General features: G+C 39.7%; 18 protein-coding genes and 1 pseudogene. 7 read left to right on the forward strand and 12 right to left on the reverse strand.

Annotated elements, in window-relative coordinates; all coding sequences use genetic code 11:
* Positions 1 to 27: 27 nt before the first annotated feature.
* The 3 genes from rsuA to A6E04_RS08125 all read right to left on the reverse strand — a co-directional run bounded on the left by rsuA (position 28) and on the right by A6E04_RS08125 (position 3449).
* Positions 28 to 732 (reverse strand): 16S rRNA pseudouridine(516) synthase RsuA, encoded by a 705-nt coding sequence (gene rsuA / locus A6E04_RS08115; RefSeq protein WP_017022042.1) that lies wholly within the window; start codon positions 730 to 732, stop codon positions 28 to 30.
* Between the two features lie 69 nt (positions 733 to 801).
* Entirely contained in the window at positions 802 to 2406 is a 1605-nt protein-coding gene (locus tag A6E04_RS08120) for a DHA2 family efflux MFS transporter permease subunit (RefSeq protein ID WP_065610805.1), read from the reverse strand.
* A 2-nt stretch (positions 2407 to 2408) separates the two neighbouring features.
* Positions 2409 to 3449 carry an HlyD family secretion protein gene (locus A6E04_RS08125; protein WP_065610807.1) on the reverse strand — a complete coding sequence of 347 codons (1041 nt, stop codon included), beginning with the start codon at positions 3447 to 3449 and terminating at the stop codon, positions 2409 to 2411.
* Between the two features lie 162 nt (positions 3450 to 3611).
* Here A6E04_RS08125 and A6E04_RS08130 point away from each other — a divergent pair, with 162 nt between their 5' ends.
* From A6E04_RS08130 to secF, 4 genes are all read left to right on the forward strand, one after another.
* Positions 3612 to 4520 (forward strand): LysR family transcriptional regulator, encoded by a 909-nt coding sequence (locus A6E04_RS08130; RefSeq protein WP_023603801.1) that lies wholly within the window; start codon positions 3612 to 3614, stop codon positions 4518 to 4520.
* 93 nt (positions 4521 to 4613) lie between these two features.
* On the forward strand, positions 4614 to 5120 hold the full coding sequence (locus tag A6E04_RS08135; protein WP_026025467.1) for a hypothetical protein: 507 nt from the start codon (positions 4614 to 4616) through the stop codon (positions 5118 to 5120).
* A 118-nt stretch (positions 5121 to 5238) separates the two neighbouring features.
* Positions 5239 to 7062: a protein translocase subunit SecD gene (gene secD, locus A6E04_RS08140; protein WP_017022047.1), complete on the forward strand. Its 1824-nt coding sequence runs from the start codon at positions 5239 to 5241 to the stop codon at positions 7060 to 7062.
* Positions 7063 to 7065: 3 nt separating this feature from the next.
* The gene (gene secF / locus A6E04_RS08145; RefSeq protein ID WP_017022048.1) at positions 7066 to 7965 is read left to right on the forward strand and encodes a protein translocase subunit SecF; all 900 of its coding nucleotides are present in this window, start codon (positions 7066 to 7068) and stop codon (positions 7963 to 7965) included.
* 245 nt (positions 7966 to 8210) lie between these two features.
* Here the strand turns inward: secF and A6E04_RS08150 are convergent, their stop codons facing one another.
* The 4 genes and pseudogenes from A6E04_RS08150 to A6E04_RS08160 form a co-directional block, all read right to left on the reverse strand.
* Positions 8211 to 10046, reverse strand: a complete 1836-nt coding sequence (locus tag A6E04_RS08150; protein WP_065610810.1) for an ATP-binding protein — start codon at positions 10044 to 10046, stop codon at positions 8211 to 8213.
* 1 nt (position 10047) lies between these two features.
* A complete protein-coding gene (locus A6E04_RS08155) occupies positions 10048 to 11220 on the reverse strand; it encodes an SIR2 family protein (protein ID WP_065610812.1) in 1173 nt (390 codons plus the stop codon).
* Positions 11221 to 11459: 239 nt separating this feature from the next.
* Positions 11460 to 11657: pseudogene (locus A6E04_RS20935) on the reverse strand (DUF4172 domain-containing protein); the annotation flags it as partial.
* Positions 11658 to 11947: 290 nt separating this feature from the next.
* Entirely contained in the window at positions 11948 to 13054 is a 1107-nt protein-coding gene (locus tag A6E04_RS08160; RefSeq protein ID WP_065610814.1) for a Fic family protein, read from the reverse strand.
* 279 nt (positions 13055 to 13333) lie between these two features.
* On the opposite strand from A6E04_RS08160, the gene A6E04_RS08165 reads away from it, so the two are divergent.
* Positions 13334 to 13672 carry a cytosolic protein gene (locus A6E04_RS08165; RefSeq protein WP_065610816.1) on the forward strand — a complete coding sequence of 113 codons (339 nt, stop codon included), beginning with the start codon at positions 13334 to 13336 and terminating at the stop codon, positions 13670 to 13672.
* Positions 13673 to 13818: 146 nt separating this feature from the next.
* Here the strand turns inward: A6E04_RS08165 and A6E04_RS08170 are convergent, their stop codons facing one another.
* Complete coding sequence (locus tag A6E04_RS08170; RefSeq protein WP_065610818.1) at positions 13819 to 14124, reverse strand: Fis family transcriptional regulator; 306 nt, start codon at positions 14122 to 14124, stop codon at positions 13819 to 13821.
* Between the two features lie 295 nt (positions 14125 to 14419).
* A complete protein-coding gene (locus tag A6E04_RS08175) occupies positions 14420 to 14914 on the reverse strand; it encodes a YcxB family protein (RefSeq protein WP_017022055.1) in 495 nt (164 codons plus the stop codon).
* Between the two features lie 489 nt (positions 14915 to 15403).
* On the opposite strand from A6E04_RS08175, the gene A6E04_RS08180 reads away from it, so the two are divergent.
* The gene (locus A6E04_RS08180; RefSeq protein WP_065610820.1) at positions 15404 to 16492 is read left to right on the forward strand and encodes a methyl-accepting chemotaxis protein; all 1089 of its coding nucleotides are present in this window, start codon (positions 15404 to 15406) and stop codon (positions 16490 to 16492) included.
* Positions 16493 to 16778: 286 nt separating this feature from the next.
* On the opposite strand, the gene A6E04_RS08185 is transcribed toward A6E04_RS08180, so the two are convergent.
* Both A6E04_RS08185 and A6E04_RS08190 read right to left on the reverse strand, forming a co-directional pair.
* Complete coding sequence (locus A6E04_RS08185) at positions 16779 to 17285, reverse strand: GNAT family N-acetyltransferase (protein ID WP_065610822.1); 507 nt, start codon at positions 17283 to 17285, stop codon at positions 16779 to 16781.
* 39 nt (positions 17286 to 17324) lie between these two features.
* A complete protein-coding gene (locus tag A6E04_RS08190; protein WP_023603812.1) occupies positions 17325 to 17894 on the reverse strand; it encodes a TetR/AcrR family transcriptional regulator in 570 nt (189 codons plus the stop codon).
* Positions 17895 to 18145: 251 nt separating this feature from the next.
* On the opposite strand from A6E04_RS08190, the gene A6E04_RS08195 reads away from it, so the two are divergent.
* Positions 18146 to 18796, forward strand: coding sequence for a CatA-like O-acetyltransferase (locus tag A6E04_RS08195; protein ID WP_244886258.1), 651 nt, complete (start codon positions 18146 to 18148; stop codon positions 18794 to 18796).
* A gap of 89 nt (positions 18797 to 18885) precedes the next feature.
* Here A6E04_RS08195 and A6E04_RS08200 read toward each other — a convergent pair whose 3' ends face one another.
* Complete coding sequence (locus tag A6E04_RS08200; protein ID WP_065610826.1) at positions 18886 to 19572, reverse strand: MOSC domain-containing protein; 687 nt, start codon at positions 19570 to 19572, stop codon at positions 18886 to 18888.
* Positions 19573 to 19590 lie beyond the last annotated feature (18 nt).

A 19590-nucleotide genomic window follows, 5' to 3' on the forward strand; every position in this document is an offset into this window, starting at 1 on the left:
TTTGTACCCACAGATAACTGGGGTGAATTACTTGCTCAAAACCGCTTTTACTTCTTCCGCGGTTAAGTAACGATATTCGCCAGGCTCTAATGAATAATCTAAACCTAAACCGCCAATTTGAGAACGGTGTAAGCCTTCAACTTTATTACCCAACGCAGCAAACATACGTTTAACTTGATGATACTTGCCTTCTTGGATCGTTAATAAAAGCTCGTGCTCTTCTTCATTAACCACTTCCATTGTTGCAGGCATTGTTAAACCAGTTTCACTCTTAAGCTGAATGCCTTCCGCTAATTGCTCAGCGTAATCAGCACCAATTGGCTCATCTAGCCATACTCGGTATGTTTTAGGACACTTACGCTTTGGTGATGTGATTTTATGTGACCATTGGCCATCATCAGTAATCAGTACCAATCCTGTAGTATCAACATCAAGGCGACCAGCAAAGTGTAACTTCTCTAGATTCACTTCATCTAAAAGAGTTAATGCCGATGGGTGCGTACTGTCTTCATGTGAACACACGTAACCATCTGGCTTAAATAGCATAATATAACGAGGACCATGGAATTTAAGCTCACGACCATCCCACTCAACGGTCGAATCGTCAGTTACTTTTACTGAAGTAACTTTTGTTTTTACGCCATTAACAGTGACAGTACCACTTTTAACGATTCGAGTAGCTTCGCTACGGGTAGCACCTGTTGTTTCGCACAAAAATTTATCTAAACGCATGAGAACCTCATTTCAATATTCTGCCGCATTATACCCAAACCACTTAAAGATGCGAGCAACCATAAAAAATTAATGCCCTCCAGCCTCGATTGACCCTGGATTCGAATTCGATTTAACAAAAAACATCATAAATGCAGCAAAACCTAAGAAACATGTCATCATGAAAAACACATCGTTATACGCCATAATTGCCGCGTCTCTTTGCATTGTCAGACTCAATGACGCTTTAGCTTGCAGCATCGCCGTTGCCGGATCACTCCCCTTTGAGACAAACATCGCCGCACTCTGTTGTAAGTGATACCACCCATCTGTACTTACCGTAGTTAAGGTTTCTTTGATATGACCCAAATGTTCGCGGGTTTTGTTATCCAACAGCGTCGCAATAAACGCAATACTAAACGCACCACCCAAGTTACGCAGTACATTGGTAATCGTTGAGGCATCGGCCACTTGATGTTTTTGAATCTCTTCCATCGCAACTAAAGACAGCGGCACCATAATAAATGGGCTACCTATAGCACGCAGCAGCATAGAGAAAATCAATTGATCGCCACCAAAATCATAACTCATGTGTGTGTTTACAAAGCAGCTAATACCGAACATTGCAAAACCAAAAAACACGAGATATTTAGCTTTAATAATCTGAGTTAATTTAGGGACCAATGGGAAAATTAATAACTGAGGAAACCCCATCCACATTAATACTTCACCAATTTCTAACGAGTTATAACCCTGAATTTGGATCATATACATAGGCAACACGTAAATAGACCCCAATAACGCCATCCCTAAAATTAAATAGGCGACACACGACATCGCAAACTGACTTTGTTTAAGTAGCCGCAAATTTACTAACGGGTTTTTATGCTGTAACTCGTTAATCACAAAATAAATTAAGCTAATGGCAGAGATAATCGACAACGTAATAATAAAACTAGAACTGAACCACTCTTCTCTATTCCCTTCTTCCAAAACCACTTCTAAACAACCCAACCCTATCGCCATGGTCGCGATGCCAAACCAATCGGCTTTCAGCAAACTGTCTAATCGTAGTGGTTCATCATCAAGACCATAATTCACCATACAAATAAGTGCTATCGCAGGGGGAATATTAATATAGAAAATATAATGCCAAGAAAAGTTTTCCGTTAACCAGCCACCTAATGTTGGTCCGATTGATGGTGCAAACGTTGCTGTTACACCAAAGAGAGCCATACCAACCGCTCGTTTATTCAATGGTAATAATTGAACAACAAGAGAAAACGCCAAAGGAATTAATGCACCACCACTGAAGCCTTGGATCGCACGAAAGACGATCATCGATCCCATGCTCCAAGAGAGTGAGCATAAGACTGACGCCACAGCAAAAATAATGGTGGTCCACGTTAAATAACGACGCTTACCAATCGCGACCGATAGCCAGCCACTTAATGGGATGGCGATCATTTCAGCCACAAGGTATGAGGTAGAGATCCATGAACTTTCATCCATGGTGGCCGATAACGCCCCTTGAATGTCTTTTAGTGAAGAGTTGGTGATCTGAATATCCAGAATCGCCATAAACGCACCAAGCAAGCCACCGAACAGAGCTATCCAATGACGTCTTGGGATTTCAGGCTCTATCGGTGTATCCGCTAAGTCATTTTGATTTGTGGCTGTTAATTCTTGAGTCATGATTAACCTCGAGTATCAACCGTAGCAACAACAGAAAGCCCAGGAATTAACTGACCATCTAATAAATCAGCATTCAAAATAGTAATTTTCACCGGCACTCGTTGTACAATTTTAGTGAAGTTACCCGTTGCGTTTTCTGGTGGTAATAACGCGAACTTTGCGCCCGTTGCAGGAGAAAAACTGTCCACAATGCCTTTTAGGTGTAGATCCGGGTACGCATCAAGATCCACAAATACTTTCTGTCCTTTATGAATATCGCCTAACTGAGTTTCTTTAAAGTTGGCTTCAATCCATACATCAGAAGTAGGAACCAAACTTAGCAACGGCATACCCGCTTGAACAAGCAATCCAACACGTAAGCTACGCTTACCAACAACCCCATCAATCGGTGCGTAAATATTGGTATAAGACAAATTAAGTTCCGTTTGTTTTAACGCTGTTTTAGCTTGATTTAATGCGGCTTCTGCTTGAGCTATTTCACTCTCGATGACGTTGATTTGTTCTTTTGATGCTTGATAATTTGCTTTTGCTGCGTCCACATTCGCTAGCGCCACTTTAAGATGAGACACGTTATTGTCCAATTCATCTTGTGACGAGTAATTCTTTTTGATTAACGCCTTCGTGCGTTTTACTTGTTGTTGAGTACGTTCATATTCCGCTTTAGCCGATTCAATTTCACTGGCGGCTTGGCGAATACGAATGTCCTGTAATTTACGCTCTGCGACTAAGTTTTTAATCGATGCCGCATTAACTAATACGTTTGCTTCTGCTTTCTCTTTTTCAGCAACAAAATCACGACTGTCTATTGTTGCCAATAAATCACCCGCTTTCACTACTTGGTTATCTTCAACAAATGTTTTTGCAATGTAACCACCCACTTTAGGGCTGATTGTCGTGATATCACCTTGCAAGTACGCATTGTCTGTTGATTGGAAATACTGACCATAGCCATACCAATAGCCAGCCCCCGCAAAACCACATAAAATAATAACGATTGTCGCAATCAAAGGTGCTTTATTTTTTTTCTTTTGTTGTTCTACCACTGTGCGTACCCACTTGAAAATGAAGCCATCCCTGTTTGCCATAAACATGGATGTAATAAATAAGAGAGAAACAGTATAAAACGAAAATGATTAATTGATTAGATAGGAAAAAAAGGAAACACTGTTGCATAAATCTTACCAATAGAGCGAGTTTGAACAATGATGGACTTAAATAACATCACAATATTAAACCAAGTCATTGATTCTGGTAGTTTCACCCAAGCAGCAACAAACTTAGGAATGACAAAATCAACCGTAAGTAGAAAGCTTGCTGAGTTAGAAGAGCACTTAGGTGTGAAGTTGATCACTCGTTCAACTCGAAAATTAGGATTAACCCAAGAAGGTGAGATTTTCTATCAAGCCAGCGTCCGTGTATTGGATATAATGCAGCAAACCGAGTTAGAACTCACCGCAAACCAAAGTCTTATTCGCGGTCATCTGAATCTTGCGATGCCCGTAGAAATTGGGCATCACGTCATGTCGGAATACATTAATAGCTTTCTTAAACGCTACCCAGAAGTGTCGATTAACGTTGAAATGACCAATCGTGAAGTCGATATTATTGGCAGCGGTATCGATCTTTACGTTCAAATCGGAGAAATTAACGACTCTTCACTCGTTGCTCGCACCATTGATTACTCTGAACGTATTATTGTGGCTACCCCTGATTACTTAGCCACTTATGGAAATATTCATTCACCCGATGATCTTAAATCACCTCATCACCAAATTAAAATCGTCAATGCGGTTAAAGTCCCCTCTCTTTATTTGAATCAAGTGGATAAAACGATACGAGCCAATTTACCTTATCGCTTAAAAGTGAATACCATCACCGCGTGTAAATCGGCTTGTTTGAGTGGTTTAGGCATCGCTACACTTCCTGAGTTTATTTGTCGCCAACACATTAAGAATGGTGAATTAGTTCAGATCTTACCCGAGTGGGAACTACCTAGAGCCGCGATCAGTTTGGTGTTTCCACAAAACAAACTGATCCCGAAGCGATTACGCGTTTTTATTGATCACGTTCTTGAGCGATTTGAGTTGATTCACCCAAGCACTCCCTCTAAATAAAACTCAATTTTCATTAATATTGCGTTATTTCTTGTCAGAAATCGTTCTCCATTATAGGATGCGATCTTCTGTACGCATAAATGTGAGCTTCTAGTGATACGATTGTTTCGTATAGTAATGATGATTTGTTGTTTTGGGGTAGCCTCGCTAGCTCAGGCCGCATCACATCATGACATTATAAATACGATACAAACACCACTCACTATTGAACAGCATTCAACCATTCAGCCAACCCTAACGTTTGATGCGCCAGTATCTACATCGGCTGATTTTGCAGTGTGTCAGGTTACACATCCAACAGAAAATAACGTGTCTCAACACACCCAAAGTTCATCTCAAGAACATGGGGTAAACTTAGGCATTGGTTATTCTTCTCGTATGGCCAACCTTGCTCGACATGAACCAGAAGAAGTAACGCCGTATTATGAACTCGCTTCAGAAATACCCCTGCTTCCTGCTGAGCAACTTGCTATCGGCTATCAAGAAAAACCAAAACCGACCGTGAATTGGGCGCTTAACAGCTACTCTTCAACGTCTCGAGTTTCTGCTTGGAAAGAAAGTAACCTCCTCTACAGCCAGCGTTTGTACCCCCACTCTTAATTTCACTTTACCAACATAATTTATCTGCATCACTGCATCCATTAATAAATCATTAATAACCCAGTGATCGTCTGTGACTTTTTCGTGCCCCTTATTATCGGTGCGAGGTGAAATTAAAATGCAAAGAAAGCAACCATTAAAACGATTGAATCATTATTCATCTTGGAAATACATTGTCCTTATATTTACGATTCTCATTCTACTTCTGAGTGCGATACCAACATGGTATGGCGAAGATGCAGCAGTGCAGATTACGAATAAAGATGGTCAGATCCCGTCAATTCTTCAATTACAAAATACCTTAACGGACCAAGGCATTGTCGTAAAACGCATTGAACAAAAAGGGGATAAAACAACCGTTATCCTACAAGAAGAAGATCAACAAACCGCAGCAAAAACGGCGTTGGCTTCCGTAATTGATGAAGATAAAAAAGGCACCACGTTAGCCTTAGCTCTTGCCCCTGCGGCACCTGCATGGCTACAGAATATGGGTTTTGAACCAATAAAACTGGGTCTAGACTTACGAGGTGGCGTTCAATTTTTACTTGATGTTGATGTAAACCAAGTTTACCAAGCTCAACGCACCGAATTAAGTGACTCTCTAAAACAAGAATTTAGAGAAGAGCACATTCGCTCTGTACGCTTCCAAACAGAAGGTAGTGACCAATTACTTGTTCGTCTTCCTTCTGAAAAAGCAAACCTTGCCGCGAAGAAATTCCTTCATCAAAACTACCCTACATGGCAAATCGAAAATTCTGATGGCTTTGATATCAAGCTGACGTTAAAAGAATCAGAAAAAGTCGCGGTTCGTAATTTAACCGTACAACAAAACTTGCAAACCATGCGTAGTCGTATTGAAGAGCTGGGCATTACCGAAGCGTTAGTTCAACGCCAAGGTGAAAACCGTATTCGTATCGAATTACCGGGTGTTCAAGACCCTGCTGCTGCGAAAAATGTTATTGGTGCAACCGCAAGCTTGGCTTTTTATGCTGTGAAAGAACAAGGCACTGGCAGCACAATGGAAGTTCCAGATGAAAATGGACGTCCTGTTCGTGTTGGTAGAAAACCAGTACTAAGTGGTGACCACATTGTTGATGCTCGTGCAAGCTTAGGCGAGATGGGCATGGCGGAAGTAAACATTGTTCTTGATAGCTCAGGCGGCAAAATCATGTCTGAATTCTCTCGTCACAATGTTGGCAAACCAATGGCAACCTCATACAACGAGTATGGTCGTAACAGCAAAGGTGAAACCACACAAAGTAACAAAATCATCAGTGTTGCTACTATCCAAAGCCAATTAGGCAGCCGCTTTAGAATCACGGGATCTGGTTCACTTCAAGAATCTCAAGAATTAGCATTGTTATTACGTGCAGGTTCACTTACTGCGCCCGTCACTATCGTTGAAGAACGCACAATTGGTCCAACTCTGGGTGCAGAAAACATTCAAAATGGTTTTGCGGCACTTGGCCTTGGTCTTGGTTTAACGTTGTTATTCATGGCGGTTTGGTATCGTCGTTTAGGCTGGGTTGCTAACATTGCATTGCTTGCCAACATGATCATGCTATTTGGTTTATTAGCATTAATCCCTGGTGCGGTATTAACACTGCCGGGTATTGCCGGATTAGTATTAACCGTCGGCATGGCCGTAGATACCAACGTACTTATTTTTGAACGAATAAAAGATAACCTAAAAGAAGGACGAACATTAGCTCAAGCCATTGATAGAGGCTTTAGTAGTGCATTTGGTACAATTTTCGATGCCAACTTCACCACCATGATTACTGCGGTTGTACTTTACACCGTCGGTAATGGTCCAATTCAAGGCTTCGCATTAACACTGGGCTTAGGTCTATTAACCAGTATGTTCACAGGCATCTTCGCTTCTCGTGCCATTGTCAATTTAGTTTGGGGTCGTGATTCTCGTCATGATGTTAGGATTTAAGTTATGTTTATTACTATGAAAAATGCAACAAAATGGCGTCACATGACAAGTGTGGTTTCTGTTTGTCTTATGATTTTTGCTTTATCAATGATCGCGGCAAAAGGCTTAAACTGGGGCTTAGATTTCACAGGCGGTATCGTGAGTGAAATTCAAATAGACAACAAAATCACAAGCAGCGAAATCGCGCCATTATTGGATGCGGGCTTTAAACAAGACGTCGCCGTTATTGCTTCTGGTGAGCCGGGTCGTTGGGTTTTACGTTATGCTATCCCACCAAAGGGAACGGAACTGCCTGCGTTAACTGAGGTTCTTGCTCCGCTGCACAGTGATATACAAGTGCTAAATACAAGTATTGTTGGCCCTCAAGTGGGTGAAGAGTTAACAGAACAAGGTGGCATGGCGTTATTAGTGTCGGTTCTGGTTATCTTAGCGTACTTGAGCTACCGCTTTGAATGGCGCTTGGCTTCGGGCTCTTTGTTTGCCCTAACCCACGATATCGTGTTTGTTCTTGGTTTCTTTGCTGCAACCCAAATGGAATTTAACTTAACAACCCTAGCCGCTATCTTGGCAATCCTAGGTTATTCGTTAAATGACTCCATCATCATTGCTGATAGGATCCGTGAATTGTTAATTGCCAAGCCTAATTTATCTATCCAAGAGATAAACAACCAAGCCGTTGCTGCAACGTTCTCTCGTACGATGGTGACATCAGGAACCACATTGATCACGGTTGGGTCATTATGGTTATTGGGTGGTGGTCCACTAGAAGGCTTTGCGATTGCAATGTTCATCGGTATTGTAACGGGCACTTGGTCTTCAATTTCAGTAGGTACAACCCTACCTGAATACTTTGGTTTGAATTCGGATCACTACAAGCCAAAACCAATTTCTGAAGAGCCGTAAGGGTTTGGTTTAGATAGTAAACAGTAAAAAGCCGCAGAGAATGCGGCTGATATTGGGGGATCTGGTTTAGGCTAGATCCCTTTTTTGTTGGTGGGGATTTGATTTTTGCATTTATCTTTTTGTGCTTGGTTCGTTATTAGATAAAACCAAAATAAACTATTTAGTTAAAATGAATATATATTATAAAAAGTATAACAAAGTAGCTCAATTGTGACTTAACCACGACAGTTAATATCATAGATTAACTAAGAGCACATTCTCTCAGATATAGCTTCAAGCTCTTTTAATGCTAACCTATTGCTAGCCCAGCCTTCAGCAAATGGAATCGTATTTGATTTAGGCAATTGATCTTTTCTTAAATCTCTAATCCTGATCCTAGAAGGTAATGCTGCTCCTTCACCAACAAAGATTGCCTCTTGTTGAGATAAAATAGGTAACGCTCCGACCATTCCTGACAATCCATCAGGTAGAAAACGAGCGACATGTTGTTGATCTGCTGCATTTGTAAGTCTTAATACGACCCATGTTCCACATTGTGATATTACAGTACTGTCAACGTCGGCTGGTCGTTGGCTTACCAACATTAACCCAATACCATATTTCCTACCTTCCCTTGCAATACGTCTTATTGCATCTTGTGCTGCTGCGTATTGAGCTTCACCATGATCTGGTACGTATCTGTGGGCTTCTTCACACACAAATAAAATAGGATCTTTTTCCTTTTCTTCTTGTGTCTGAAATACTTTGTATTGGAAAAGTAATCTGGCAATCAATGCTGTAAGAGGGCCTGCTACTTCATTTGGCAATCCTGAAATATCAATAATCCTGATATCTTTTTTATCTTGTTTTGGCTTCCCAACAAATTGATTTAATACATCATATAGCTTTATTTCATCCTCAGATCCTTTCCAACTCTCCATCATGAAAGAAAGTCGGGTATCTCTTCTAAGAATCTTTAATTTGTCGAGAACAGAGGGGACTGGTGATTTTGCTAAGTCTGAAGCTGTCAAACTTTCATGCACCTTACCCTTAATTCTCCCTCCTTGAATATATTTAATATGGCTTTCAAATTCGTCTAATGAAAATGGTCTAGGCTTGTCTATATCAAACGCTAAAATATCTGATGTTTCCTTTCCATCACATGGATCAGGGTCATCAAAGTTAATGAGGTGACTCAGGTCTTTTTCGCCAAATGACCTAGGGCAAGGTTTTACGATTCCAGATGCAACCATTCTTGCATGGGCAAGTGCTTTTTGCATAACATTAGTTTGACTTGTTGCGCTTCTTTCTGTTTTTCCAATTATAAGGTGAGTAAATTCATCACAGGACATTAACCAATAAGGGAGTTTTATCTCTTCTTGTTCATCCTTTCCTGCTGCAATATTGTATGCGCGGTATTGAACAGCACGTTCTTTAAATGCCGTACCATACTCGCCGTGTGGATCGATAATTACTATCTGTGGGGATAATTCTTTTTCGCCATGTTTGTGCGAAAGCACACTATGAATAATTGCAGCTACTGTACCTGACTTTCCTGAACCGGTTGAACCTAAAACAGCACAATGCATACCAAACATCTTATTAATATTAGCTCTACAAGCTGTAGATTCTGATGCGCTATAAACCCCAAAAGGAACTAACGGATCTACTTCCTCATTTTGTCCGCCTTCAGCTGAACGATAGACACAGCCAACTTCTTCACTTGTTAGTAAAAAGACACCTTGTTGAGGGAGAGGATATGTTTTGATCCCACGCTTAAAAGCTAACTTTTGTTGTTGTCCATTCCAACTACCTTCAGCTAACAATTGAACTTCCATTAATCGTTGATCAGAATCAGCATTGACTGGCTTACCTACTTCAATCAATTCTTCCGAACGCATTCTGAGCATTGTTACTAAACCAAAAATGACTTTTCGACCATAGTGAATCTTAATCATGCTCCCTATTTGGCCTATAGGATAAACTCGGCCATTAAAAGTTCGATTTAACTCAGATATTTTATCGGAGATTTCGACCTTGATATTAGTTCCTGAAACTTCGACTACTTGACCTATTCTTAGTTCGTCAACTGGCGTAAACATACTATACCTCGCAACCATTCTTTAAGAGTGAAGTAACACCTTGAAATGTCCACCAATAATCTTCGCCATTTTGTCGTTCAAATGGCCCACTATCACCAATATATAGTCCATTTAGCGTTGCTATAATTATGCGTTTTCCGAATTTTGAATTACGCCATTTTTCAATACAATGAGGAATTTCATCGCGGCATTCCAAAAATGCAATCAATACTGTTTTATTATCTTCTTTAGATAATGCAAACTCTATTTCATTATTAATATGATCATCACCAAAACTATAGCCACATACAGCAAGAACGTTACTATTATTGGAATTTAGTGATTTTCTAAATAGATCAAATTGTGAAGAAAACGGGTCTTGTTGAGTGGCTATATATTTTGTAGCTTGAGGGTATATAAGAACTCTGCGGTTTACGTCAGGGTAATTGTCATTGTTTCTCACTCGCCATACATTCCCATTATCACAAAGAAACCAATCTATAGAACCATGCATCTTGATTAAGTTGGCACGTTGGCCATTTGGTGGAATAGGATCTCCATACCTTTGAGTCCTGTGGGCGACAGCACCACCACTAAACCCATCCCAGTAAGATATTTTATTCAGTGCTAAAGCATCTTCTAATAATGTGTCGTAATTCGTCGTGAAAATATTTACTGATTTTCTTCTTTCAGATACGCCAGCAGACGCATGATTGAAAAGTATATTAATAAAGTCTAAGTGAGCATTTATACAAACAATTGGTTTGTCTAATGTTCCATCTTCATCTAGATTCCCATTTTTACCCTCAACATGACCACAACGAATAACGTTAGATATCGACTCTAGAATGGCGTGATGAATATTTTCAAGATCAGATAACGCTATTATCTTTCCATTAATTGTTATCTTTTTTTCCTTTGTTCTTTCCGCTAGAGCAGCATAATCACCAATATGGCTCAGTACATGCTCAATATGGCACCCTGTAGGCAATTCATCGATTAAAGGTACAATTATTTCGTTGTATAGTTGTTCATGCTTACTCGCTAAATCTTTTTTTACCTTACTAGTTAAAGGATACATCAAAGGCAATTTAGCATCGAAACTGATCCCAGCCCCCATAAGCCAACTTTGCTCACTACATTTTAGATGCTCTTCTATTTGAGAGAACAGTTCCTTATCTACTAAATTTTCCATTTATTCTCTTCTAGCCAATAATTATTTTGTTAAGTTCAGAACTATTTTTGTAAAAAATAGTTTAACCCATTATTTATGAAAATATCCTAGACATTATTTTCTAATCTTACGAACTAAAATATAGCACAGTACACATAAAGAAAATCTAGTCTAGATCGCATAAGGACCTTAGTATTACTGCTAAATATCAATTAGTTAGTATAATAGAAAGGGGAGCACTAATACGCCTTTTATCTTATTCAAACATAACGAGTACTTCTACCACCTGCTCCAGTTTTAGCCAAACAACCAAGCTCAAATAACGCTGATAAATGCCGAGTTGCAGTGGGCTTACTGACCTTTGCAACTTTGTGGTATTGAGAGGTGTTAATGCCGTCCTCAAAACCCCCATCTAGCATTCGATTAAGCACTTTTACTTGCTCTTCTGTCAGCTTGGTTCAATGTACACCGTCAATATTAGAACTTGCATTTACCAACCAGATCATCCAAGATCATTTTGTAGGCACATTAAGCCTACAAGGTAAGAGAGAGACTAAGTCGGATTGAAATATCCTCTCCTCCCGCTGACTATAACAGCATTTTAAGCGAGTAATATCGGGTTAGAGTGTATGTCGGTGACCATGCAAGACATGGTGTTAACTAGGTAATCCGGAATGATTTATGAAAATGAGAGAAAGCTCTGACAAAATCAGGGCTTTTTTTATGTATTCAACTTTAGCAAATCAACTCATCTATGTTTCAACTCCCCCAAAACATAACGAGTACTACGGCCACCCGCCCCAGTTTTAACCAAACAGCCAAGCTCAACTAACATTGCTAAGTGCCGAGATGCAGTGGGCTTACTGACTTTTGCTACTTTGTGGTATTGAGAGGTGTTAATCCCATCCTCAAAATCCCCATCTAACATTCGATTAAGCACTTTTACTTGCCCTTCTGTTAGCTTGATTTGATCAACCTTGCGCCAAAAATTGGTTTTAAAAATCGTTCTGTCTATTTCGTTAAAGACTTCTGCAAACGTACTATCAAGGGTTTCAAAAAACCATTGTAGCCAAGCGGTAATATCTAACTCCCCTTTTTGGGTTTGCTCTAAAATCTCATAATAGCTTTTGCGGTTTGCCAAGATACCAACAGACATGGCATAGAATCGAACCGATTGCTGCTCAGCTTGGGCTAATGCGAGATCCGTAAGTAGACGAGTGATTCTTCCATTACCATCATCAAGTGGATGAAGCGTCACAAACCACAGATGTGTCATTGCTGCTCTTAATAGAGGATCTAAAGCAATATCACTTTTTGACGTATTAAACCAATCAATAAACTGGTTCAATTCAGCATCAAGAATATCTCGACTTGGGGCTTCAAAATGAACAACAGGACGATCAATGCGGCCTGATACCACTTGCATAGGTGCATCGCCTCGTAATTGCCCACCCACCACAGGATTAAACATGGTGTAGCCTTGAGGAAATAAACGATGATGCCAATGCAAAATACGATCGAGTGTTAAAGGCGTATCTAAGTTTTCTACCGCATCAAGCATGATCTCAGCAAGGCCATCAGTCTGCTCAGTAGTAGGAAAAGGTCTCTCTTCACTTAATCCTAATTTATTCGCTAGCGAAGAACGCACCGAGAACGCATTTAACGTTTCACCTTCAATCGCGCTTGAGTGGACAATATTGGCAAGTAACGTATCAAGCATGGCTTTTTCTTGGTCTTGACTTGTCATCTTCCCTAATAAAAGCCCTTGGTTAAATCTAACCGACCTTAATAATGGTTCAATAACGCGTTCATCCCAATAAAAGTTAGGCCATTTATCTTGCTGCCATATCCACATAACGCCTTCCTCTAATTCAATTTCGCTTAATCTAATCACAGTATGATGCGAATAGGTCACTTATTCAAATCATTTTGTGATGCGATTGAACACCCTATTCAAATCAAAACGTGATTAGATTAAAGATACTATTCAACTCACGACAAGCCAAACGCATTTCAAGTTGACCTAGTGAGAATACAAAAATGGCATAGAATCACTGACTTTAGCCACTAAATCTCTACTACGTAATCACTTGATAGTGATACAATCTCCACATCAGAATTACCGAGAAACTCCATGTTTATTCATCATGTTAACGACATCGACTGGCTGGTGATTACCGCTTTTGAAGAACTGAAAACTTTATTTATCGAAGAAGCGGGTGCGATCCCTTCTTGCTTCTCTACCACCAGCGAATTGAGCCTGATTGATCAAGCCAAGCGCAGTTATGGATATTTGCCTACACTCAGCGGCGTAATCACCGATACTGGCACTTTTCAAAGCCAGAATAATGAAGAAGACTTAAACCCACAGCTTGCCTGTCTAGTTGAGGGGCGTGGTCGCGTATTTATCTATCACGGCGGCTTTGTCGCTTTTGTGGATGACGAGCAAACCTTTATTACCCGAATGGACTGAAAATAGCGGTATTCCTAGACTTAAGTAAGCTATTCGTCACCCTGACACAAAGGACTGACAGTAGCCTTCAGGCTTTATATCAAACTGTATATAAAGCCTTACGTCCCCACTACAAACTCAACTCAATTCACTTTATTTGATGACCGCTACTTGCGATTTTTATGCGTATCGTAACTGATGTGGTTATCTACGTTCTTTAGTTGGACCCCAACCTTATTAAACGCCTTTTGGATAGTTGTTGAAACATGGAGCTGGTCTTCTCCCATTAAAAAGTTTGCTCTATCTTGATTCGTTTCGAATACGCAGACAATTTTTAAGCTCTGTGGAAAAGAAGAGAATTTGACCGTATGAGTCACCCAAAGGAAACCCTCGTAGCCTTTTAACGTATCTTCACAAACTTCGGTTAACACGTCTCTGATTTGATTTTCGATCTTCTTATCTGATTTACGCATAAAGCAAACTTCCTATTTAGCACCTTTAAAAAAGTTGTCGGTCAACATTGTCTTAAACGACATTGAGCACTGTGGCTGTTTCAAATGCAAAGTATTTATAGTAACACTTGAAAATCTCACAGTGTAGGAATGTAGTGGATGAGTAAATATCACCATATGGTTAGAGCTATAAATATTAGGAAGAGTAAGTCAAACAACAGGGTTTGAGATTGGAGTCGAGGGGTTAGATAGACAGTAAAAAGCCGCAGAGAATGCGGCTGATATTGAATAAGATTTTATTTTGCACGCAATGGCGTTAGTTTATTTTTGATATTGCGTGCTGCTCTGCAATGAATGCTATCTCTTCATCATTTAAGCAAGATTTACTGACATATTGGCGCTGTTTACCCATGTGAAAGATAAATCCTAGATCGCTTTGTTCAAGTTGATCAATGTCACTCCATGCGATATTACGGATGTTTTTAGCGCTTTTATAACTCACACCTTTTGAGTCAACCTGAAGTACCACTTTGCTGCCAGAGAGTGAGCTGATTTTTTGTCGCCATAACCACCACGTTCTCTTAAAATAAATACTAAGCCCCTCAATAATACTTAAAACAATAAAGAACCAACCAACATACCCATTAGGTAATAGTTCAAGTTTTAATAAAACCACACCAAAAAGAAGAAAAAGTATTCCTTTTAAATAGGCTTTTGGAAATTTAACAGGATGGCTAGTTTGATCATAACACTCAGCAAAGAAGGTCTTGTCGAGAGTGTATTCTGTGGTAAAACTAAAATCTTTAGGCATATGTGGCTACTTTACGGTTTTATGTGAATGAGTATCCCATGCTGCGATCTCGCAACTCAGGTATTGTACCGCTTATTGGTGCTTTTCTTTAGCTATTTTGGTCCTCTTTTTTACATCAAGAACACCGATAAGATCGACGATCAGCCTTGCGCCAAAAGTTAGTTTTAAAAAACAACGTTAGCCAAGAGATAATATCTAACTCCCCCTTTGTTGGGTTTGTTCTAATTACATTAAAGTCGATGCCATAACCAAAAATATCTTCTGCTTACTCGTTTCACTTTTAATTTTGATAACTTAAATATAGCCCCCTTCTTGTGTGCATCATATAAGTTACAGATGTTTCATTACTTGACTACAAAACCCAGCTTATCATTAAATGTAAATACACCAGAAAAGTCACACAATTCACAAATATACCTTACTTTTCATATGACAAAACCGAACAAACCTAGGTAGACTCAAAAGATTACTTAATTATTTTTTGAGCTTATGTTTGGATTAAAACGAGTCAAAGCAGAAAATGAGGCTCTAAAAAAAGAGCTGTCAAACCTCCAACAAAAATACCAAGCTGATATTGTCGCATTAGAAAGTCAACTCCAAGACGCTAAACAGCAAGTTAGCTCGGCACAACAACGTTATCAAAGTAGCGATGGGTTGATTTCTAGCAGTTTAAAAGGCGGAGACATGCTGCAAACCATTCGAACTGCGATGGTCGAAAGCGCTCAGTCGATGGCTCAAGAAAATGAAAATCTACAACAGCTCGGTGAGGTTTTTAAACAAACATATCAAGCACTTTCTCGCCTTGACGATAGAGCGATTAAAATAAGCGCCCAAACCACTCAAAGCATTAAATCTGTTCAAATATTAGATAAAACCGCCAATTCTATCTCCCACCTTGTATCTACTATTCAAGAGATTTCTGACCAAACAAATTTACTGGCGCTTAACGCTGCAATTGAAGCCGCTCGTGCAGGAGAAGCTGGCCGAGGGTTTGCTGTCGTTGCTGATGAAGTAAGAAAGCTCGCAAGCAAAGCCAGTGAAGCGAGCGAACAAATTGATTCGTTAGTGAACCAAGTTATGACTCAAGTGGTTGCGATTAAAACCTCTATCGATGAGAACCAAATTTGTGCCGAAGAGGTCTCCGCTTCTTCTGCACAAATTGGGGTTATCGTAAATGAGGTTGTTGTGAAATCAGAGCACATGAAGGGGGTGATTTATATCGCTTCGACTCGAGCTTTTCTTGATACAGTAAAACTTGACCATGCGATTTGGAAGAACAATATCTATCGTTTATTACAAAATGGCTCGTTCGATGAAACTGTAAATACTCATTCTGAGTGTCGATTGGGTCAGTGGTACTACAAGGGAGACGGTAAAGCCTACGTTCACCTGAAAAGTTATACGCAACTTGAAGGGCCTCACAAGGGGGTACACGACAGTGGTCGCGAAGCGATGAGCAAAGCCAAAACGGGCAATATGCCGGGTATGATCACATCAATTAATGCGATGGAAAATGCCAGTGAACAAGTCGTGATTCAAATTGATCGTTTAATGGACGAAATTGTCGCAACCAAATAGAACGGTTTGTTTCGCTAACGAGTTTGAGTAAACTTCAAGCCTCTAAACAACCCTGAATGTTTGTAATATATTCAGGGTATATTTGGTTGCTAAAATACCGATTAATTTAACGTCGTAAAAAACCATTCGAATCAAATGATGATTAGATTCGAACCATAATTCACATCACAAGTACTTTCCTATTGGCAACAACTGCAAAATCGGGATTTAAATCAACTCGGTACTAAAATTCGTTAGGCATAAATTGAAGTGAATAAAAAATTGGAACGCTCAGCGTCCCAGTTGATTATACTTGTTCAGAAGGATGACTCCATATTAGTGGCTCAGAATAAGGCCCCGTCATGCTTGATGTCGATTCACCTACATCGTTTAGTGCACCTTCAGTTAATGCTAGCGCGAACCAATTCTCTAATGGTGCTAACGATTCCACAGGAAGTCCTACCTTATGAGGTGTATTGTAACGTTTAGCGTAATGGTGAATTTCCCCCATGATAAACACTACATCTGGTGCTAACTGCTTTTCTGCTTCTTCCATTAATCTCGTTGCGTAGCCTTGGCGTTGGTATCCAGGCAATACGGCTAAAGGAGCCACTACATAACATTTTAAATGTGGTGCCGCATCTATAATAATCGGTGTATAACACGCATGTGCTACGCCTTCATAAACGATAGAGAAGCTGCCATCTGCAATTAGGTTATCTGCAAATTCAGCATACAGTTTTGCGTGTCTTTCATCATAAATACCGCCTGCTGCTGCGAAAGTTTCGTATTGAATTTGATAAGGTGTTTTCATTTTAATGTACTCTTTAATTATTATTTTTTATTGAACTAGTTATGAAAGTCCTAGCAATAACAAGTATTTTTGGATAAATCGATCTTTGATTTCTGTCAGTGGATAATCATCTTTAGCGAACAAATGATTCAAGGCAATGCCGTCTATTTCGGCAATTAACGCATGACTATCAACAAGAGGATTAGCTGCGGGTATATCGCATAAAACATCTTGAAAAGTGGACATCATTAATTTGTATCGCTCATCTAATAAGTCTTTTAAAATCAATCTCATTGATGGCTGACATTTCACCTGATAATCAAACTGATAAAATAATTTCTGTTCTGGGTTTGTCATTGATAAAAAGATATGTTCTAACAGATGAATAAACTTCTCTTTTACCGATACCTCCTCACTAACCGAATTCACATTTTCACCAACTTCGTTAATGATCTCTGCCATACGAACAAAAACGGCTCTCAGTAAATCGTCTTTATTTTTAAAGTGATGAAACACTAAACCTTTTGATACTTTTGCAGACTCACAAATTTGTGCGATAGAGGTTTTTTCATAGCCTTGCGCTGCAAACAACTCAATTGCGGCTTGTATTGTTTTTTGTTTTTTGTCCATGACAATGCCCTTCCAACCAGCAAACCGACTATCCGGTCTGTAATTAATGGCGAGATATTATATTAGAAAAATAAAGTTGGCAAGTGTTTAAAAATAGAAGCCTCTAAGCGTTATAAAAAGGCGGTATTGTTTAATTGCTAAGTAAGCTATGAACTCTCTATTCAAATTATCTTGCAGTCGCTTAGGGTTATAAATAGAATCAAGCCGATCGAAATCATTGAACTCTATAGGGAAATCAAATGGCGCATAAAGTGCTAGATGTCAGCCAGTGGGCGCGAGCTCAACATTTAAAATTCTATCAAGGTTTTAGCCACCCTTGGTATAACATCTGCTCCAACATCGACGTAACGGCGCTGTATCAATATTGTAAGCAGCACAATCATCGTTTCTTCCACGCTTACCTTTACCTAACTCAGCAGGCACTAAATAAATGTGAACCGATGAGTTATCGCCTTGTGGGAGAAGAAGTACGAATTTACTCGCCGATGTGCGTCAGTGTGGCGCTGCTTGCCGATGATAATACGGTGCGTTTTTGCGATTTAGACCATGAGCCTACGTTTTCTGACTTCACACTAAGTGCAGCCAAAGCCGAGACTCGGATTAAGAGCACGCCTTTTATCGTAGAGCAATTCATTGGCCAAGAAATGAAGCAGAACACGATTCATTTAACCGTATTGCCATGGGTAGACTTCACCAGTATGAGTCATGCTAGAGACGTTAACTTTCCAGATAGCGTGCCGAAGATGGCCTTTGGCAAATTGGTTCAACACAGTCAGCAATGGCGTATGCCGTTATCGATTGAAGTGCATCATGGTTTGATGGATGGCTTACACGTGGGGCAATTTATACAGGTATTACAAGCAATGTTTGATGACCCCTTACAGCTTGATCAATCGAAATAGGATTCATACCCCCACTGAGACGAGCGGCATTACGCTCGTCAAAATGCCTAGCCTCTGTTGGCTATTAGCTCTTTAACAAACCAACACTCTTATTTTTGACCATCTAATCGAGGAGACCAATCTTCTATACTTTGACTCTCTAAGCGTCTAGCCACTAATCTATGCCATGATTCTACAAGCGGTAAATCCAATAAAGGGGTTAGCTCTTGTTTATTTAAACATCCTTCAAAAATCAACTTCATTATTTTTGATAAAGGCCATTCAGGGTAAGGGCGATCACAAAGGAATATCTCATCACCACAACCAATATTGCCTTCGTCTAATACTCTAAAGTACCACCCGGTTCTTAATGTATCCTGCAATCTTAACGCCATACCATCTTGTTCAAATTTAACGTTTAATTTCCAGCATGGCATTCGACCTTGAGAAACTTCAAGCAGTGTTGAACCAATTCTAATTTTATCATTCAAACAAATAGTGTCTTCATTCAATCCCGTTGAACTAATATTTTCACCAAAAGCCCCTATCATTTGTAATGCTGTATTACCTTGTAGCTCTTTTTGCCATTCAACGTAATGCTCACTTGGGTATATATGAATCGCTTTTTCAATACCTCCATGTACTCGTAAATCGCCTTGCTCATCATCAATAAAACCTAATCGTGATGTTACTTGTCGCTCAGATTTTGGTTTCTTATTGATTGCACTTTGTGCACCTTTCGCATAGGGAACACTCTTACCAACAAGTACAGAGTTTACAACACCAATTTTTTTCATATTCCTCCCCCCTAAACT

Source organism: Aliivibrio logei, from assembly GCF_001691055.1.
Lineage (GTDB): Bacteria > Pseudomonadota > Gammaproteobacteria > Enterobacterales > Vibrionaceae > Aliivibrio > Aliivibrio salmonicida.